The following is a 19,151-nucleotide window of genomic DNA, read 5'->3' on the forward strand; positions in this document are numbered from 1 at the left end:
CTGGAGAAACCCTCGTGACCGGAATCGCCTTGGCCGCCCTGCTCATCGCCGGCTTCCTGTTGAACGGGCTGCGCCTGCGCGGCCGCGCTGCCGCCCTTCCCGTCCTGCCTTCCGGGGACTCCCCCGGGGTCCCTCTCCGCGCGGTCGTCGCGGAGGGCGTGGCCCTCGACGAGGCCACCCGCCGCACCGCCGCCGCGTACGCCGCGCAGCGAGGCGACGACATCGTCGACCTGGTCCCCCGCAATCTGCCCGTGACGGCCGCCCGGGACCTCGTCCGCCACATGTCGCCGCTGGACGGCAACGGGCTGGGCAAGGGGCTCGGTCCCGGCTCGGCGCTGCTCATCGTCCCCGGCGTCCTCGACCGCGCAGAGCTCAAGGAGCCACCGGCGATCTCCACGCCCGACCTCATCACTCTGGCCCGGCGGCTCAAGCACTACGTGCGCGACCGCAGCGGCCTGGTCGTCGCGCCCACCCTCCATGCCGCGCCCGACGACCTGTCGCGCCGCCGGGCGCGACTGCGCGCCGCCGGGACGATCCCGCCGATCGACCAGACGCTGGCGCTCGTCCCCTACGCCCTGCTCGTCGCCGAGGCATTCGTATCGTGGCCGCTGGCGCTCGTCTGCCTCGCGGTGTACTGCCTGCAGCCGTACCTGATCTTCGCGGGTACGGCGCTGCGCCCGCGCGACCTGCACCTGGCCGCTCTCCTCCGCCCGGTGTACGAGCCGTACGTCTGGGTGCGGACCATGACCGGACGGTGGCTGTCGGAGACCGACCGTGACGCCACGCTCGCACGTGAAGGGGCGCGCGGGTACTACGACCGTGAGCTGGACAAGGGCGTGGAGCGCTTCCTGGAACCGCGGCGAAAGACCTGCCCATGGTGCGGCTCGGGTGGCCTGTCGGTACGGCTGCGCAGCCAGGACCTGGTCTACCGCAAGCCCGGGACGTTCACGCTGGAACATTGCGGGAGCTGCGGGCACGTCTTCCAGAACCCTCGGCTGACCCCGGAGGGACTCGACTTCTACTACCGCGACTTCTACGACGGCATCGGCGCTGCGAGCGCGGAGACCGTCTTCACCGCCTCCTCGCACGACTACCTCGCCCGCGCCCGCATGCTGGAGCCGGTCGCGACGCCGAAACGGTGGCTGGACGTCGGGTCCGGACACGCGCACTTCTGCGCCGCCGCGCGCCAGGTGTGGCCCGACACCGTCTTCGACGGGCTCGACCAGGGCGCCGGGATCGAGGAGGCCGCGCGGCGCGGGTGGATCGCGCACGCGCACCGCGGGAGCTTCCTCGACCTCGCCGGTGAGATCCAGGGCGTCTACGACGTGGTGAGCATGCACCACTACCTGGAGCACACCCGCGACCCGGACCTCGAGCTCGACGCCGCGGCGAGGATCCTGCCACCCGGAGGGCACCTGCTCATCGAGCTGCCCGATCCCGAGTGGCGGCTCGGCCGGCTGTTCGGCAAGTACTGGATGCCGTGGTTCCAGCCGCAGCACCAGCACATGATGCCGATCGGCAACGTCAAACAGGCCCTGTCCGACCGGGGCCTGACCGTGATCGCCGAGGAACGCGCAACCGCGCACCAGCGCAACGACTTCGTCACTGCGGCGTACCTCTGGTTCAACGGGGTCGCACCCGACCCCACACTCCCCTGGTCTGGCATCCGGCGTACGGCGGCGCAGCGGATCTGGCGGGGCGTCGTCTGGACGGTCGGCGTTCCCGTACTACTCCTGGGCCTGCTCCTCGACCGCACGGCCAGCCCAGTCGTGGCGCGTCGGACGGGCACCGGCAACGCATTCCGGGTGCTGGCGCGTAAGGACGGCGGGACCGAAGCTCAATTCGTGCTTCCTGCTGATTAGGGCCAACGCGCTCTTTTAGCGAGCGTGGGATCGATCGAAAATGACGCCGGCCAGCCACAGCCATAGCGGGCTTTGAGCCCACTGGTGCCGACCACGAGCAGCAACGAAGGACGAAGAGAAACTTGTGACCTCGTGCTCATGTGGGAGGAAGGTGATCTCCCAGATTCCTCCCACATGAGCACGAACACATCCGACCGTGCCCGGAGCCCCCATGCAGCAGGGACCAGGAACGCATGAGGAACCTGTGACCTCTTCGGCAGGGGCTGGATGCGCGAAGAGGCATGCTCTCGGTGAGAGCATGCCTCTGAGCTGGGGTTTTGTGGGCGATACTGGGTTCGAACCAGTGACCTCTTCGGTGTGAACACCGACGATCACGACTTGAGGCCAGGGCTTCTTGCAATCACCGCAGGTCAGACGCATCATTTCGGCGCAGTATGAAGCACCTTGAGGAAGATCAAGTCTTTGTGATCTCCCACTATCGACACCTCGTTGGCTTAGCAGAGACATAGCGCTCAGTAGTCGCACGTACGACCGATCTTCGCTTTCCGGCTCCACAGCAAGCCATCCCCATGGCGGTCGATGCACGCTTGCTCGACACCCACCCCACTGAGACACACCAGTCGCAGCGGCGCCGATTCCCTACGCCTTCTACCTTCGCCACGCTCGCGGCGAGACGAGGGTAGCTGTCCGAGTCACAAACTCACGGCGTGATCCGCCGCTGGTCAGCGAGGTTTCGTGGTGCCTGGTGTAAGTAGTCAACCGGAAACGTCTTCAGTTCGCGGTGCAGTGACGGAAGAGTGGCCGATAGTCGGCCGTGACTGGAAAGGAGAGCACCGTGCACTCACATCTCTGTGGCGGACTGAGCGTCGGTGGCGGGTCCGAACCCCGTGTTCCGGCCGCTCGTCGCACGCCTGCAAGCCGAAACGCGGTTTCCGCAGCGATCAAGGAATGGTGATGGGCATCCTGGACTCATGGCAGAGAACAACGTCGAGTTCGGCGCCGAGTTGCGGCGCAGGCGGGAGACTGCAGGACTCTCGCAAGTGGTGCTCGCGCGGCACGTTCATTGCGGCAAGAGTTGGATCAGCAGACTCGAGAAGGGGAGGGGCATGGCCTCACCCGATCTCGTTCAGCGGCTCGATGACGTGCTCGAAGCGGAGGGAGCTCTGATGGCACTCGCTCCCGAGGAAAGGTCGCGGAGCACCTTCATCGGTTTGCCCGCGGTAACCGACCGTCTCGTGGGACGTGGAGGGGAACTGGCGAAGATCGGCGTGTTCGTGCAGGGCGACGGCAACCCCAATGTATGCGTGCTGACCGGGCCAGCAGGCGCGGGGAAGACCTCACTCGCGGTTCGTGCGGCGTCGGACGCCGCTGACCTGTTCCCGGACGGTTGCCTGTACATCGACTTCCGCGCCTGTACACCCGGAGCGACCTGGCTGGCCGGTCATCACGCGCTGCGGAGTCTCCTTACGGCCCTCAAGGTGCCCGGTGAGGAGATCCCACCCGGCGACGCGGGTCTCGCGGGCGTCTATCAGAACGCTCTGCGGGGACGACGGGTGCTGTTCGTCTTCGACAATGTGGGGGCTTCCGATCAGATCGAGGCACTGCTGCCGGCGGAGCGAGCATGCCGAGCGCTGGTCACTAGCCGGAATCGACTGAACGCCCTGGATCGCGCCGTGGCCGTCCAGGTCGGCGCGCTGAACGACGTCGACGCGGCCGCCCTGTTCCGCTCAGCCGGGGGCGAACGCGCCACGGGTGCCGGTGCGGCGGTCGAGCAGATCGCCGTGCACTGCGCACGCCTGCCGCTGGCGATCACGATCGCAGCGGCGCGCTTCCGGGCCGATCCGATCTGGAGCATCGAGGAGTTCGCGGCTGAACTGTCCGGTGAGCAGGCGCGACTGGAACTGCTGGACGACGGGGAGCGCAGCGTCGAGGCGGCGTTCGCGCTGTCCTGCAACGCGATAGATGATGCTGAGCGGCGAATGTTCGGCCTGCTCGCGTTGCATCCCGCCCGGCGGATTCGGGTCGACGGCGCCGCCGCGCTCGCGGGCGTCTCCGTGGCTCGGGCGCGCCGTCTGCTCGGCAGGCTGGCGGACGCCCACCTGGTGGCTTACGAGACCACCGACGGTGTCGTGATGCATGACCTGCTGAGGGAGTTCGCAGGGGATCGGATCCTGCCGGAGACGGCTCCCGGTGAACGAGACGCAGCGATGCTGCAGTTACTCGACCATGAGTTGCGGCTGGCCGAATCCTGCGGGCGGCACCTCGATCCGCGGCGGCACCGGGTGTCTATGATCGCCGACGTTCCCACGGATGGATTCGCCGACCGCGACAACGCTCTGGAATGGATCCGGTCGGAATGGCCCGTCCTGGTGGATCTTTGTCATGAAGCCGCCGCGCGAGGTCGGTACAGCGAGTGCTGGCAGTTGTCGTTCGCGCTGCGCGACTACTTCTTTCTGGCGAAGTTGTGGGATCCCTGGATCAGCACCCATCAAGTCGCGGTGGAGTGCGCACGTGCGGCCGGTGCTGAGCGGGAGGCGGCAATCGCCCTCAACAGTTTGGGGATCGCGCACGCAGACCGGGGCGATCTCTCGGCCGCGGAGGCACAGTTCCACGAGGCTTTGAGGTTGTTCCGCGCCATAGGAGACGAGCACGGGAAAACCAGTGCGCTGTCCAACATCGCCTGGACGTCGCTCTATCTAGGACGGTCCCAGCAGGCGCTGCGGGATCTGCGCACCGTACGGCAGGCGTATCAGCGGCTCGGGAACCACCGAAACGCCGCCATCACGCTGCGCGCGATCGCGCTGGCCGAAACGGAGCTCGGCGCCCACCAGGATGCGGTGGAGCACGCGCTCGAAGCCCGCCGTGAATCCGAGATGTTGGACCTGCCGCTCGACGTGGCGATGTCGGTGAATTGCGGCGCGTGGGCGCGTTTCCAGAGCGGTGATCTCGATGCCGCAGCCGTCGATTACGAGTCTGCCGCCGGCCTCGCGGAACGCTGCGGAAGCAGGTACGAGGCCGCGCGGGCAGCCACCGGTCTCGGGAACGTGCTGGCAGTCACCGGCCGGATCACCGAGGCGGCGGAGCAGTGGGCTCGCGCCGACACGCTTCATCGGTCGCTGGAACCGGCCGTGATCGGCGAGGCGCGCATCCGTTCCACAATCTGGCTGGGAGACGAGGCGCCCGGGATGTCCGATGGACGCCGAGACTGACCTGCTCGGCGAGCTGAAGGCGCTGCGTAAGGGCTTCGGTCTCGACGACCCGAACGCGCTGTCACGGATCGGACCACGGCTGAGGCTCGCAGCCGGAGTGACCGACGGCGACGACGATGCCGCGACGCGCGCTAAGGTCAGGATCTTCCTCCTGGATGCGGCGGCGACGCTGCCAGCGGCGGAGGCCAAGGCCATCAGAGCCGGATTCGCGGTGAATGGCAGCCGGGACGTACGGCTTGAGGCCCGTCTCAGGCAGTTGGGTGAGGAGATCGGGTGCGATCTGCGCACCGTGAAACGCCGTCTGGACGCGGCGCTCCGGAAAGTGGCGGGAGAGACTCGCGCTTCGACGGCGCCTGAGGCCGTGATCCTCACGGCGGCGCCGTGGCATCTCGAGCGTCTGGACGCCGACGTCCGGCTCGACCCGGCTTCCACCGAGGTGCAGGAGGTGCGGAACATCATCAGCCATCGGGACGGCCTGCGCGAGCTCGCCTTCTCCTACTCGGCTGCGGCCCCTGTCGGCATGTCCATCGACGTGTTGCGGGGCGGTATCCGGACGGTGAGCGAGCGATGCTCCACCACCCGAACGCGCGTACGAGTGGAACTACCGCGCCCGCTCAGGAGGGCAGAGACCTACGGGGTGACCCTCAAGGTCGTCACGTCCGCGGCCGTGCCGTTCTACGTCTGCACACCACGCTCCACATGCACACGGTTCAATCTCGCGGTCGGCTTCCGGGGCAAGTCCGCCCCGGGCCGCGTCTGGCTCGTCCAGGACGAGCTTCCGCTGGAGGCGGGCGACCCTGTACGTGCCCGCGTCCCCGTTCCCATCGACGCCACCGGACGCGCCACCGCGTCCTTCACGCGCCTCATTTCCAACCGCTCTTACGGCCTGGCCTGGTCGTCGACCTAGTCGATCAATCCGTCGAGGCCGCCGTCCCGTTCTTCGCCAGCGGCCTCGACGGCCGCTTCGGCCGCCTTCTGGACGGCCGCGAACACCGTGGCGTCGCCGCTTACGCACTTGAGCAGAGTCTCGTCGTCGGCGTCCAGAATCGCGGCGGCATCCGTGAGGCCCGCGTCGGCAAGATTCAGAAACGCGTGCCGCTCCACCGAACCGTTCGTATACCGGGCGACGCGGGCCAGTCCGGCCCGTACGCCGAACTCCAACTGCAATGGCAGCTCCAGCAGCTCGCTTACCTCGACGAAGTCCGGTTGGACCTCCAGGGCGATCCTCAGCGCCGCCTCCACTACCTCGGCCGCACGCCGCGCCGCCTGGCGCACCGGACCGGGATCAGCGGATCGCACCCGCGTCCGGGGAGAGACCGCCCTCTCGATTTGTGCCAGCCGGCTCCCCCTGCTCCACATGTAGCAGGCCACGGCGCGCCGGGCTCGGGAGAGGAACGCGTCCTCGGCTCCGTCGTCGACCGACATGCGGATGAGAAGGGAGCCGGGGGTTCCGTTCTCTCTCAGTACACGCCTCAGGTTCACCCGCGCTCTCAATCCGTCTCCGGAACCACCGGGAAAGCGGACATCGCCGAGTTCGGTGGTGAGCTGGACCGCACAGATCATGGTCATCGGGTTCAGGTCGGCCGACGACACTTCTGACAGTGCGTGGACGAGGGTGGTGACCGACCCGATGGACAGCCCGCTCCGCAGGGCGATCGTACCGAGGCCGGTCAGCCTGTACCTTGTCTCCTCACGCTGCAGCAGCCGTGCCTCGCACAGCGACTCGAGTGCGGAGTCGACCTCGTCCGGTGGGAAAGGCCGGAACGCCTCGGGCTCGTTCCGGTACTGGTAGGACGCGAAGGTCAGTGCGAGCAGTTCCTTCACGTCGACGCGCAGGGAGCCGCGTTCTCCGGAGTCCGCGAAAAGGGGCAGGATCGTAGCGCGCAGGTCGTCGGCCGTGGCGGGGAAAGCCGTCCGCAGTGGCTGTGGTCTGGCCTGGACGTAGTGGCGCCATTTCTGCTCCGCGTCGATTTCATTGTCCGCGACGATGAACGCACGGCCCTCCTTCACGTGCCCCATCCGGCCCGCGCGACCCGCCATGTTCTTGTACTCAGAGACTGTGTAGCGGACGTCCTCCGACTGCGACGGGTGCTCGAGCCCGTAGACGACCACGCAATCGGCGGGCAGGTTCACACCCTGCGCGAGCGTCGTCGTGGCGACGACCACCCGGATCTCGCTGGACTTCCGCTTGAAGAAGCCCTCCACCGTGCTGCGCTCGGCATCACTCAGATCGGCGATGTGGAAGGCGACGCCATGGTCGAGGCAGGCGCGCAGCCTCTCGGTGATGCGTCCGTCGTCACCGTCGGGCAGCGCCCGGAGCGCGCCCTCGGCGGACGGCAGGCCGAGAACGCCGGCGAGGTCCTCCGCGAACGTCCACGCTTGTTGCCGCTGCGGCCTGAACACGATGACTTGCTGGTCCTCCCCGACGAGCCGCTGGACGAGATCGCGTGCCGTCGTTAGAGGGTCGCTCGCGCGCGAGTGGCCGCTCAGGGTTTCAGTCCGTTCCGCGCCGTCGCCCTCCCGAAGGCGGATCCGCCCGTCGGATGAGACGACGCCTTCCTGGAGCGGTACCGGCCGTTCGCGCCCCGTCATCGGCGTCAGCATGGCCCACTCGGCGAACATCCGGCCAGCGTCCGGCGCACTCGACAACCCGATGACCTGCGGAACTGTTTGGCCCGCCCGCCTGCGAGCGCGGATGCGGGTCAGCAGCAGTTCCAGCTTCGGGCCGCGGACCGGGACCCCGATCGTCTGGATCTCGTCGATGACGAGAACACCGATCCTGGACAGTAATCCGGGCCTCCGATGCAGCAGGCCGATGAACACCTCGTACGTGCAGACCGCTAGCTGGAACCGGCCCGACAGCAATTCGAGCATATTCCCGCGCCGGCCTCCGGTGGCGCGGATCACCCTCATGCCGAGCTTCGCATAGTCGGCGGTGAAGAGATCGTAAAGCTCGTCCGCGAGGGCGCGCGTCGGTACCAGGAACACGGCTGGGCGGTCCGCCGCGACCGATTTCAGCGCCGCGATCTCGCCGATCAGCGTCTTTCCGGTCGATGTGGGCGCGCTGACGAGCAGGCTCTCACCGGCCAGCAGCCTGCCGCGGTCGATTACCCCGAGCTGGAAGTCGGTCAGCTTCCCGACCCGCCGCCTCCATATCACGCACACCTCGTCGGGAATCCCGTAGGGCGTCAGGCTGGAGAATGCGCGGGAGACTTCTGGCCGCTCGGCATCCCCCGCGATGCTCTTGTACTTCTCGCCCTTCTTGAAGATCTCGACGCTCATCCCGGTCGTCACCGCTGCAAGCGCCGGATACTGCCGACCTCTCAAGATCGTCCCGGGATTGCCTTGCACCTGCTTCATGACGTGCTCGAAGAGCGCGAGAAGCGAGATCTTGCCATCCGATACGTCGAGGCCGAGGCCGAGGAGCCCCTGGATGAGGTGATGGGTGAGCACTCCGTGCCGAAGCCACTTGTCCTCATACGCCAACTGCCCTTCAGCTGCAGCCGTGAGCACCATCCATCCGTCGCCGCGGATCTTGCTAAGAATGTGCGACGGGGACGGGCGGCCGTTCCTGGCGTGCTCGCTCAAGGACAGGCCGGCCGTCTTGGTTGCGTACAGAGCCGGGCCGCCGAGCACATGCCCTCCGACGAAGCAGCAGTCGAGCACGATGATGAGCTGACGGGCGCGAATCCGCTGCACAGCCGCCACCAGTTCGTCTAGCGACAGTCCCGTCTCACGCAGATTGTCCGGCTCTGAGTCATACATCACCAATTCGCCGTCAAAAGTACCATGTCCCGAGAAAAAGATCACTGCGAGATCATCGGACGCACATCTGTCCGCGACCTGTCCAATTTCTGTCAGGAATTTCCTCTTGGTCACCTCGCGATCAAGCGATAGGTTCGTCTCGCCTGGGAGGTTGTCCTCGAACAGCGCCTGGAGTGCACTCGCATCTCTTCCGGCGAAGCTCAACTCCCTGAAAGCGTCTCCGCACTGGTATACGTCCACACCCGCGAAGAACCCGTGAAGTTTCACTTCCCGCTTCCCCCACTCGACCATCGTCTGAAGAGCTACAACGGCAATGGAAATTAGCACAAACTAATACGTCACGCGACAGATTCTCTCCTGACGGGAAAGGAGTGGCCACATGCTCGATACGCCTCTGCGCCTCTCGCCGTCCGCGGTGACACGGTCCGGCAGTTGTCCTCGCTATCGGGCGCTGAAGGCGCGCCCCGCCAAGGGCAGGGCGAACGGCGGCCGCCGCAGCGGGACGTTCCGGGAAACCTTCGGGCTCGGGCCGCTCGGCAAGGTGCTCGATCTGGTCGAGTTCGACGGACTCGACACTGAGGCGGCACTCTCGCGGTGGCGCGGGAGCCCGAGCCGCGATCGCCACCCCGCGCTGGTCCGATGGACGGAGCACGCCGTCCGGCAGTACCTCGATGCTCAGACGAACGGGATGAGAGCGGACCCCGTGCTTCAGCCGGTCTCACGCACGTGGGCGAGACGCGTTGACCGGCCGCTCGACGGTTTGCCCGAGCCGCACGAGGAGATCGTGTACGGCCGACGCTACGCAGGCGGCTGCGTGCGCGAGTTGCGTCTCACCCGGTACCAGGGAGTCGAGGGCCGCCCGCGGGACGAAGCCGAGATCGCACTGGCCGCCGCCGTGGTGGCCGCCGGAGGCCCGGTGCTCGGCAGCCGGTGGAGCACCGGGCCGCTGCTGATCGGGCGGCACGAGCGGCCGGAGCGCGTCCGAATCGTCGAGGTCGGTTGCTTGGACGGGTCCAGCAACGTCCTGTTCGATGACACCGCCGAAGCCGCGTTCGCGGCGTATGAGGAGCACGCCTTGGGACGGGTGCTGGAGGTGGCGACGGGCGAGGCATTGCGGCCGGGGACCGACTGCGGACGCTGTCCGATCATCGCCTCCTGCCCTGCTGTGCCCTCCGTGCCGGGACTGCTCGGCATCGATGCCGGCACAGGTCCCCGGCGCATATGGTCGGTGACCACGTCGCGGCAGTACCACACCTGCGCCCCCATCCCCTACTTCCACGATCTCAACCTTCCGCGGGACGCCACCAGGGAAGAGAGCGGGTCCACCATCCGTGGGCGGCTCGTGCACGCCGAGATTGAGGCCCGGCATGCCCGGGTGCCGCCGCGGGCATGCACGGCCGACGACCCTGCGGCCGGGGCCGCCAAAGCGACCGCGGAGGAGCCGACGGTGAAGAGTGTCGCCGAAGACTTGGAGACGAGGCTGCGCCACCAGATGCTCGGCGACCACTCCTTCGTCTGCCCCATGCGGCACGCCGGGACTACCACGGGCGTGGACATCGTGCCGGAGCACCAAGTCGTCACCTACGATCCATCCGCCAACGTCGCAGTCATCGCCAAGATTGACTTGCTCTACCGGATCGGCGGGAACTGGCGGCTCCGCGAGATCAAGACGAACCGGCACCTGTACGAGGGTGATCTGCTCCAGCGGTACGAGCAGATCGCGCTGGCGGTGCTGCTCTCGGCTGAGGGCGCGCTTCCCGGCGGGCGGGGAGGCTGCCGGGTTGAGCTCGAACGGCTGAGCGCGACCGGCCCCGTCCTGACGGAGTTCGACGCAACGGATCCCGAACTGGTCCAGGCAGCGCGCGAGGTGGTCCAGTCGGCGGTAGCACGCTGGCACTCCGACGAGACTCTTGCCACGAGCCCCGGCAAAGCGTGCCGGGACTGCGGGTTCATCCGCTGGTGCCCTGACGCCAGAACTGATGTCAAGACAGACCTCAGGCCGAGGGCCGACACGTGAGCGGGCTGGTCGCGCCACCGTCCGACGATATGAGCGAACGGCGCCGCCGGGCGGTGACGGCGATGCTCCGGGCCGCGTACGCGTGGTCGGCACGGCAGGCGCATCCGGAGGCGATGCGCGAGGTCGCGCGAATGACCGGTTTCGTGATGGAGGCGCACGGGCCGGGAAGCGGGCCGGTCACGCCGCTCGCCTTGGTGGATGCGCTCCGCCGACCGCTGGGCGAACTGCCGATTCTCGGAAGTACGGACAGCAGCGACGACGCTCTGCGCGACGCGGTCCTGCTGGAGCCCGATGGGGTCGGCGGCGACCGGCTGTCCGCACCGGCCCTCGATCTGTTGTGCGAGCACGTCGTCCCGTTGGACGCCGAGGCGGACGGGCAGGGCTGGCTGCCATCGTGGACGCGGATGACCGCCGACCGAATCAGGGCGCGGGCGTTCGCGGCGATGGCTGGGCCAAAGGACCAGCGTCTCTATGAGACGTCCCGCAAGTTCCTGATCGAGCACCCGGCCGGCCGGCTGCAGGAGCTGCAGATCGGAGTCAGCGAGACCGGGGCCCGCATGATGCCGGGCGGATATCGGCCGATTCCGGAGAGCTCCTTGTACAGGACGCGGGACGATGGCGCCTGGTGGTGGCCGTGCCCCGACTGCCGCTGGCCGATGGCGGTGACCCGGGACCAGGTGCAGTGCCGCTACCGGCCGCATTCCACCGTGTTCCGCGCGGCCGAACGGCGCGGCGCGAAGCGCCCGGAGCTGACCCGGGTCGACGAAGGACCCGTGGTGAAGACACCGGTGGCCCTCTCCGCCGTGGGGTCTGGGTGCGTCGGCCAGGGCGTCTGGCGGTTCATCGTCGTCCCCGGGGCGAGCGAGCTGCGGATCGCCGCGCAGTTGGAGAGGCTCGGCGCCGACGTCGAGATGTGGCCAGAGTTGGACGCCTACGACCTGCACGTGACCATCGGCGGCACCGAGTTCCGGCTGGATGTCAAGGAGTACCGGTCATCGCACCGGCTGATCACCGATCTGCGGGCTCGCCCGCCGAGGGCACAGGTGGCAGTGCTGCTGCCCCGGACTCACGGGCACCAGGCCGAGGCGGTGGCGACGGCGCTGCCCAGAATCACGGTCCTCACCGAGCAGCGACTCCTCCGCCAGGTACGGCGAATCAAGAAGACGATCGAGAAACGGAAGGACGGAAACCGGTGATGAAGGTCGCGCCCCGGCTGCTCGGTGGGGCGATCGGGCTCGCCGCGCTGCATTTCGCCATCGACAGGGACGACGACGGCGCCGCCATCACGACACGGGAGGACGTGCTGTTCGTCCTCGACGGTCATATCGCCGACTGGTCCGGGTGGAGGAGCCTGGACGAGGAAGACGCGAGCCGGTTCATGCGTCTCCTGCGCCGCCGCCCGAACTCGATGGCGAACGGGCGGGCGGCGGGCCCGCATCTGGACCGGTGCCTCGTCCAAGGCGAGATCGCTGGCTGCGTCGCGGACGAGTTCTACAAGGAGAACGGCCGGATCATCGTCGACCCCGGCATGGCACCTCGCGTCTTCGTCGACGGGCTGCTGAAGGAGCTGGACAGCCTGCACGTCGGGCAAAGGCGGGAGCTTCCGGTGGCGGAGGCCGGCCCGCACACGGCCGTGGCCCGGTCCCGCTCATCCGGCGGAACGGAGCCCGGGTTCGCCGAGTCGCGCTTCGAGATCCGCGGGCATCACGCCGAACCAGCCCGTTCGCTGCCGCGCATCGAGGACGCACCTCCCGAGGGTGACCTGTGGGTGCCGTTCGCGGAACTGGAGGAGATCGCGCAACGCCTGGACGAGGATCTCGGCGGCGGCTACCGGTTGGAGTGCGTGCAACGATTCACCGAAGAAATCCGTGCCGCGAACGGTGAACGGGTCGGCGGGCTCCTGCTCACCGCCGGATCTCTGCGCGAACTGCTGGCCTACACGGGGTTCGGGAAGTCCGTAGTGCTCGTGGAGAGCTTCGCCTGCTGGGCGGCCCGGCACAAAGTGAGTGTGGCGTTCGTCCTGCCGACCAACGCCGATGTCGCACAGGCCGCCCACCAGATCGAGCGCGCACTGGCCGTCGTCCTGCCGGACGGCCAGCCTGGAGTTGTGCCTCTGGTGTCACCGCGCGCGATGTTCGAGGTCGCCGAGTCCGCGGCCGCGTACGCCGCGCCGTCTGCGGAGCAGGGGTCGGGTCCGGACGCGGAGTGGATCTGGCAGCGGTTCGGGTACGGCTGCGCGCTCGCCGCGGCGGCCACGCCGGAGGACGGTGCCGAGACATGGCTTCCGGGACGGGAACCGTGCGCGGGGCTTCGGCGGCCGCATCGGCGCAGGCGGCGGGACGAGCGGGTCGCCTGCCCATGGCGGACGACCTGCGGCAAGTTCCGTGCCGTCCGCGACGCCTGTTCCGCGGGCATTATCGTGACCTCCCACAAGAACCTGATGGCGGGCGTGCTGCAGGCACCGGTGGACGAAGGCTCGGGCACCGACGACCGGATCGCCGTCGAGGAATTGATCCTGCGGCGCTGCCAGGTCGTCGTCATCGACGAGGTCGACGTGTTCCAGCGATCCGCGATCGAAGAGGCGGGGCGCGGCCTGGTGCTCGACCATGCTGGGCGGACGAACACGCTGCTGCGCCGGTTCGACTCCGACTTCGGCGAGGTGTCAGGGCGGCTCCACGGCGACATCGACGCGAACGTGCGCGATGCCTATTTCGGGCTGCGCTACCTGTCCGAGACGTACGTCAGCCACCTCACCTACCAGCGGATCAGCGCCGCGCCGCCGACGAAGGGCAGGCGCAGACCCGGACCTGGCCGACAGTGGATCATCCCGCGGCGCTGGGACCACTGGCTGACGGTCCGCCTGTTCGACCTCGCCCCGGAGGAACGGGCCACCAGGTCGCAGCTGAGAATGTTCCGGACGCTATTCCAAGACGGCGGTTCCCCGCTGCCCGGCGAACCACCCGGCTTCGCGGAGGCACGCCGCCACCTGGCGGACGTCGTCACGAACGGGACCGGAGGCGCGGCAGTCGTGGCGGCGCGACCTGCCATCGAGGCATTGTTCGCCCAACTCCCGGCGGGCGAGCGGACCAAGGCCGCCAACCGTATGTTGCGCCGCGCCATCCTGGTGCCCATCGCCAGTAACCTGCACCGCCTGATGGCGAACAACGCTCAGCTCGTGGAAATGGGCGTCGAGTCGGCGCAGGAGATCGCGGACGCACTCGGCGTCTACACCCGCTGGCGGGTCGCACCGACCGGTCCGCTCGGCGCACTGTCGTTCGCGTTCACCGAGTACTACGACGACAACGGTGACGAGCCTGCCCGGCTGAGCACCGCCGCGTTCGGCGGCGACCCGCACACCTACGTCCTCGGGCTGGCAGACACGACCGCGCTCGCCCACGCGGGCACCCGGAGGATCGTGCTCGGCCTGTCCGCCACCGCCTACTTCCCCGGCGCACCGCACCATCATGTCCGCGCCGACCCCGCATGGTACGTGCGCGACGACAATCCCGAGACGGTCAAGGTCGCCGCCGTTCCGATACGGGACGATCTGAACAACCTGGTGCGCGTCTCCGGCCTGGACGGAGCCGCACGTGCCGAGGCGACACGGCGCATCGCGGAACGGCTGTGGAGCACCGCCCTGAGCGGCGAACTGGAACGACTGCGGAGGACGGACAAGCACCGGGCACGAGTACTGCTCGCCACCACGTCCTACGCAGGTGCCCGACATGTGGCGGAAGGACTGGCCCGCGCCGGCGTCGACGCCGCGCGCATCTGCTTGGCCGTCCCCCCGCAGGAGGTCGAGAACCCCACCACGGGGATCCAGGGTCGCTGGCAGTCGATCCGAGCCGACCGTCTGGAGGACTTCCCCCGGCGGGAAACGGCCGACATCCTCATCGCGCCGCTCGCCAGGGTCCAGCGGGGCGTCAATATCATCGGGGACGAGAACCGGTCTGCGCTCGGCTCCGTGTGGCTGCTCGTCCGGCCCATCCCGCTGCTGGACGAACCCGCGGAACTACTCGCGCATGTGCAGGGGGCGGCGCACGACGCGCATCCCGGCCCGTCCACCGACCCCGCGGCGCTCCTCGACGACCGGCACCGCACCGCCGAGGCGCGGCTGGACGACATGGTCCGCCGTCCTCCGTACTTCCGCGCCCAGCACAAGGCGGTCAAGCTCGGCGTGGTCGCCGAGACGCTGAACGGCGCATTCCAACTCATCGGGCGCGCCCGCCGCGGCGGCACCGACGCCGTCCTGCATCTCGTGGACGGCGCCATGCTCGACGAAGACTCGGGGACGAGCATGGCCGCGATGATCCGCCTCCTGCGCGAGAAGTGGCGGGCGGACGGAACGCTCGCCCGCATGAAGACCTACTACGGCACCACGCTCCAGGCGTTCTTCGACTACGCCGGGGCCGACGAGGACGGAGAGTCCTGATGCTGATCACGCTCGCCTACCGCATCCCCCGAAACCTCCTCGACGAGGTCCTCGGGACCGTGACCGCCTATCCGCTGACGGAGGACTTCGAAGCCGTCTGGAGCACGCTGTCGAGCGAAGAGGGCCAAAGGGTTCCCCCTTACAGCTCCCTTACGCGAGGGATCGTCGCAGCCACCGGCGAGCCGGTTCGCATGTTCGGGGAGAGCCACCTGGCCGCCCGCGAGGTCGAGGCCGGAAGCCGGCGGCTCCTGCTGACCGGCCGGGAACTCGACCACCGGCTGCGGGTCGCGGTGCAGGCGTGGGAACGGCATATCAGGGGCGAGCAGGGGCCGCCTCGGCTCCCCGGCGTGCTGCCAGAACCAGAGGCGGCCCGCCCCTACTCCGACTTTATCGAGCCCCGCCCGGGACGGGTCCCGCTGGCTCCCCACTGGGTCTACGAGACCGCCGAATGGCAGATCATGCGCCGCCTGGCGGGAGAGCCGCTCCGTATCGACGGAGACAGGGGCCTGCCGCTGCGGCTCGATACGGACGGCGCCTTGCTCGCCTGGGATCAGGGCGATTTGATCGCGCGGACCCACCGGGGGCTCATCTCCTACGGGATGGCCAAGGTGACCGCCCGAGTGGTCACCCGCGCGGGAGTCAAGGACCTGGTGCTGTGCTTCGACGCGCATCTGTCGCGCTTATCCCAGTGCTGGTATGGGCGGCGGACCAAGCACGCCTGGATCGACCGCGGCGAGGCGGACGATCCGGTCCTGCGCCTGCCGGTGTTCCGCGCTTCCGACGGAAACACCGGTGACTACGAGAACCGCCTCCATCCAGCCATCGCGACGATCCTCGAAGCGTGCAAGCTCAAGCCGATGACCCTGCCACCGATCCTGCCGGCGAAGCCCGGCGACATACGGCCGCAATTCTCCAAGACGCAGTTCCACACGCTCGGAAACGGACTGGGGCCGAGGTTCATGCTCTTCCTCCACCGCCACGTCATGCGGCTGATGCCTATGCTCGTCCCGCTCACCTACGACGTGGACAAGAGCATCAAGCTGCCGGCGCGGGTCGAGAAGTATCAGGAGAACGGTCTTCCGTCGGCTGGAGTCAGCCCCAGTGGCTACCGACGCGTAACGCTCGCCTGCGTCTACGCTACGGCTGATGCCAGGGCACGCATGCTGGAGCAGCTGGCGGCACTCGCCGGGCACCCGGTTGAGCCGCATCCGGACGGGCCGCCCGTACCCGTCAACGACGCGCTGGAGGTCATCGCCCGGCACTGTCCCGAACTGCTCTCCCACGACACCCCGAACAGGGCGGCATACCTCGGCGACCTCAGCGCGGCGCCGTCCGCCGGAGACCGGCTGACCGCAGTGTGGGCGGAGACTGAGTACCACCCCGCAGCCGAGCCTCCTGCCCTCGACGCGAAGCCGCACCTGCGCCGCCTCTTCGGGCATCTGGGCATCCCCGTACAGTTCCTCGCGACCGAGCCGGCAGTGCTTCCCGATGGCGCACGGCCACGCTCCGCGAGCGAGAAGGAGCACGCGGCCCGTGCCGCGCTCCGGGATTTGCTGCGCGGCGCGGGGATCCTCGACGATCGGTTGCCCGCCGCGCTCACCGCAGAGCATCTACCGAATTCACTGACCCGCCGGACGCTGCTCGCGGGCATCCACGTCCGCCGGCAGCAGAACACGCAGGGCGAACCGGTGCTGGTGCTCGTCATGACAGCGGTCGACCTGGTGCCAGGAAGACTGGAGAAGTGCAGGATGCTCGCCTACAGCGAACGGCGGGGAGCATGGGTACGCGCGGCCGAGGGAATCGCGGACTTCAACGCCGGGACGATCGGCTCCGCCCACCTCGGCCGCACCCGGGAGAAGGTTGTCCGCACCCGCGCGGAGATCGAGTCGCGGCTGTGCGCTCTCGCGGACGGCGACCGGTCGGGAGTTCCGATCGTGATCTTCGTGGCCGCCTCTTCGATGCGGGGCATCTGGCCTGGCCTCGCGGATGCTTCGCTCGGAGACGGCCCGATGCCGGGTAATGTCCTGCGCGCCAGGAGCGACGACGTCGCCGTTGTCCGGCTGCACAGCACAGTGGAGGAGGTCGGTCGCCCGGTCAACCGCACTGAGGGGCGCCAGGTGGAGGACCCGAACCAGCCGAACGCTCCTGGCCAGGCGGTCTATCGGCTCGCGGAGTCCGGCGCGCCGTCCTGGCTGTTTCCCGGCACCTCCGTCCTGTTCAGGGCGAATGGGGGCAGGCGGGGTGCGACGACCACCCGCTTTGAACTGGACGACGGCGGGTATGATCGCCGCGAACTGGGGAAGCCGTGGCACTCCTTCACGGCCAAGGAAATCGTCGTGGTGGAGCCGGGATCCTGGAAAGCAGAGGAACTGGTGACGTTCACCGCACGGCTGTGTGAACAGAACATCTCATGGGACGACCGCACCGCGCTCCCCGTGCCCCTCCACCTGGCCGTGACGGCCGACAAGGACCATCCCGATCATCGGGCGTCCGGCCAGGCAGAGGACGACGACTGGGCTTAGCACGGCGGGGAGGACCATACCCCGGCGCCGGTCCTGCCCATCGCCCGCAGCAGGTCCGCGATCTCTTCCTCGGTAAACTCGTCGATCGAGTAGCGATCGCAGTTGTACGGCTGAAGAAAGTCCGGCAAATGATCGACCGTCTCACCCGGAAGGACAACCGGGAGCACTTTCGGAAGCCAATGGCTCTCGTTTTGTGCGAGCTTTTCTCGGATGAAGTTCAACTCAGCGCGCATACCGCGATTCTCATCACTGGACGCATTCCCCTCGCCCACGACCTTGCACCTGGGTGAGGCGACGACAGCAACGAAATCCGCTTTCTTCATCTCGTCTTCCGCCCATATTCCCCAATGCCGACGCACGGCGCTGGCCCACTTGTCGATATGGACGTCAACACCGGTGTGGCGGAGCAGTTCCGCGAACTTGAGGGCGTTCGTCTCATGCCACACCGTGTCGTGCGCGTAGCAGATGAACATCCGCGGACCCTCCTGCCTCCCCGCGGGATCGGTATCGTCGATGGGTACGGGCTCCACGACCCGTCGTACACCCTCTTTCAGCACCAAGGGGAACGTCAGCGCGTTCTGCCCCGGCAGCGACCCGATGGACTCTTCGGGCGGTAGCGAGTAGCGGACCGAGAAGCTGACCGCCACTTCCGCGCAGCCCCGCGGCACGAACAGCGACAGCCACGCCACCTGTGAACCGGAGCGGACGCTCCCCTCATGCGCGGCCGCGTTCTGCCAGCGCACCCAGTTCCCGCCGACGCCGAAAACGTCGATCCGGTGTGTCGTAGCGGGAATGACGGCGTCCGGCTCCATCCCGGCGGTGCGGGGCACGAACTGCAACCGCCGGTTCAGAGAGTAGACGCGCTCCTTCTCCGGTCCGGTGGTTCGCGGCAGAGCGTCCGCGACAGCGACGGGGCCGACGCCATCGCCGGCGGTGAACTCGAGCCCGACCTCGAACCATCTCACCGGAGCGGGATCGGGACCGAGGTCCAGGTCGTAATTGATCTTGATGAGATAGGCGTCCTTCTCGCCGAGGACCTCAGGCTTCGCATCAACGGGATGGATCTCCCAACTATGTAGGGTCACCGCCCCGATGCTGATACCGTCCGGCTCCGCATTGACCCATCTCGCACCCTCGTCGATCAAAACAAACTGGACTGTGACTCGTTTCTCCAGTGACATCCTTCCCCCTGCGCTCTCTGAACTCGACGGCAACATTAGCGTTCGAACCAGCGCCACCATGCATGCACTTGGAATTTGTCCTGTTCTTGTCAGGCTTCTCAGAAGCAGGGCACCGGTTCGGCCGGCACCCTTGTGGACACCGCTTCGCTCTGCGGTACCAAAC

At 68.0% G+C, this 19,151-nt stretch carries 9 protein-coding genes; 7 read left to right on the forward strand and 2 right to left on the reverse strand.

Going from position 1 to position 19,151, the window contains the following annotated elements:
• The first annotated feature begins 14 nt into the window (after positions 1-14).
• The 3 genes from amrb99_RS53360 (at position 15) to amrb99_RS29510 (ending at position 5,978) form a co-directional block, all read left to right on the forward strand.
• Positions 15-1,862, forward strand: a complete 1,848-nt coding sequence (locus tag amrb99_RS53360) for a methyltransferase domain-containing protein (protein ID WP_206700155.1) — start codon at positions 15-17, stop codon at positions 1,860-1,862.
• A 971-nt stretch (positions 1,863-2,833) separates the two neighbouring features.
• Positions 2,834-5,071 (forward strand): XRE family transcriptional regulator, encoded by a 2,238-nt coding sequence (locus tag amrb99_RS29505; RefSeq protein ID WP_190862143.1) that lies wholly within the window; start codon positions 2,834-2,836, stop codon positions 5,069-5,071.
• Positions 5,055-5,978, forward strand: a complete 924-nt coding sequence (locus amrb99_RS29510) for a hypothetical protein (protein WP_190862145.1) — start codon at positions 5,055-5,057, stop codon at positions 5,976-5,978. The genes amrb99_RS29505 and amrb99_RS29510 overlap by 17 nt, the downstream gene beginning before the upstream one ends.
• On the opposite strand, the gene amrb99_RS29515 is transcribed toward amrb99_RS29510, so the two are convergent.
• The gene (locus tag amrb99_RS29515) at positions 5,975-9,127 is read right to left on the reverse strand and encodes a DEAD/DEAH box helicase (protein WP_190862154.1); all 3,153 of its coding nucleotides are present in this window, start codon (positions 9,125-9,127) and stop codon (positions 5,975-5,977) included. The two genes, amrb99_RS29510 and amrb99_RS29515, sit on opposite strands and share 4 nt — an antisense overlap.
• A gap of 88 nt (positions 9,128-9,215) precedes the next feature.
• Between amrb99_RS29515 and amrb99_RS29520 the strand changes: the two genes are divergently transcribed.
• From amrb99_RS29520 to amrb99_RS29535, 4 genes are read left to right on the forward strand one after another with little or no spacing between them, the layout of a single operon-like run.
• On the forward strand, positions 9,216-10,853 hold the full coding sequence (locus tag amrb99_RS29520) for a PD-(D/E)XK nuclease family protein (protein ID WP_190862156.1): 1,638 nt from the start codon (positions 9,216-9,218) through the stop codon (positions 10,851-10,853).
• Positions 10,850-12,049: a hypothetical protein gene (locus tag amrb99_RS29525; protein ID WP_206700156.1), complete on the forward strand. Its 1,200-nt coding sequence runs from the start codon at positions 10,850-10,852 to the stop codon at positions 12,047-12,049. Before amrb99_RS29520 ends, amrb99_RS29525 begins: the two co-directional genes overlap by 4 nt.
• Positions 12,049-15,285 carry a hypothetical protein gene (locus tag amrb99_RS29530; RefSeq protein WP_190862158.1) on the forward strand — a complete coding sequence of 1,079 codons (3,237 nt, stop codon included), beginning with the start codon at positions 12,049-12,051 and terminating at the stop codon, positions 15,283-15,285. Before amrb99_RS29525 ends, amrb99_RS29530 begins: the two co-directional genes overlap by 1 nt.
• Positions 15,285-17,807 (forward strand): RNaseH domain-containing protein, encoded by a 2,523-nt coding sequence (locus tag amrb99_RS29535; RefSeq protein WP_190862160.1) that lies wholly within the window; start codon positions 15,285-15,287, stop codon positions 17,805-17,807. The genes amrb99_RS29530 and amrb99_RS29535 overlap by 1 nt, the downstream gene beginning before the upstream one ends.
• Here the strand turns inward: amrb99_RS29535 and amrb99_RS29540 are convergent.
• Entirely contained in the window at positions 17,804-18,988 is a 1,185-nt protein-coding gene (locus tag amrb99_RS29540; RefSeq protein ID WP_190862162.1) for an SEFIR domain-containing protein, read from the reverse strand. The two genes, amrb99_RS29535 and amrb99_RS29540, sit on opposite strands and share 4 nt — an antisense overlap.
• Positions 18,989-19,151: the final 163 nt, after the last annotated feature.

Origin of the sequence: Actinomadura sp. RB99, assembly GCF_014706005.1 — a bacterium.
Taxonomy (GTDB): Bacteria; Actinomycetota; Actinomycetes; order Streptosporangiales; family Streptosporangiaceae; genus Spirillospora.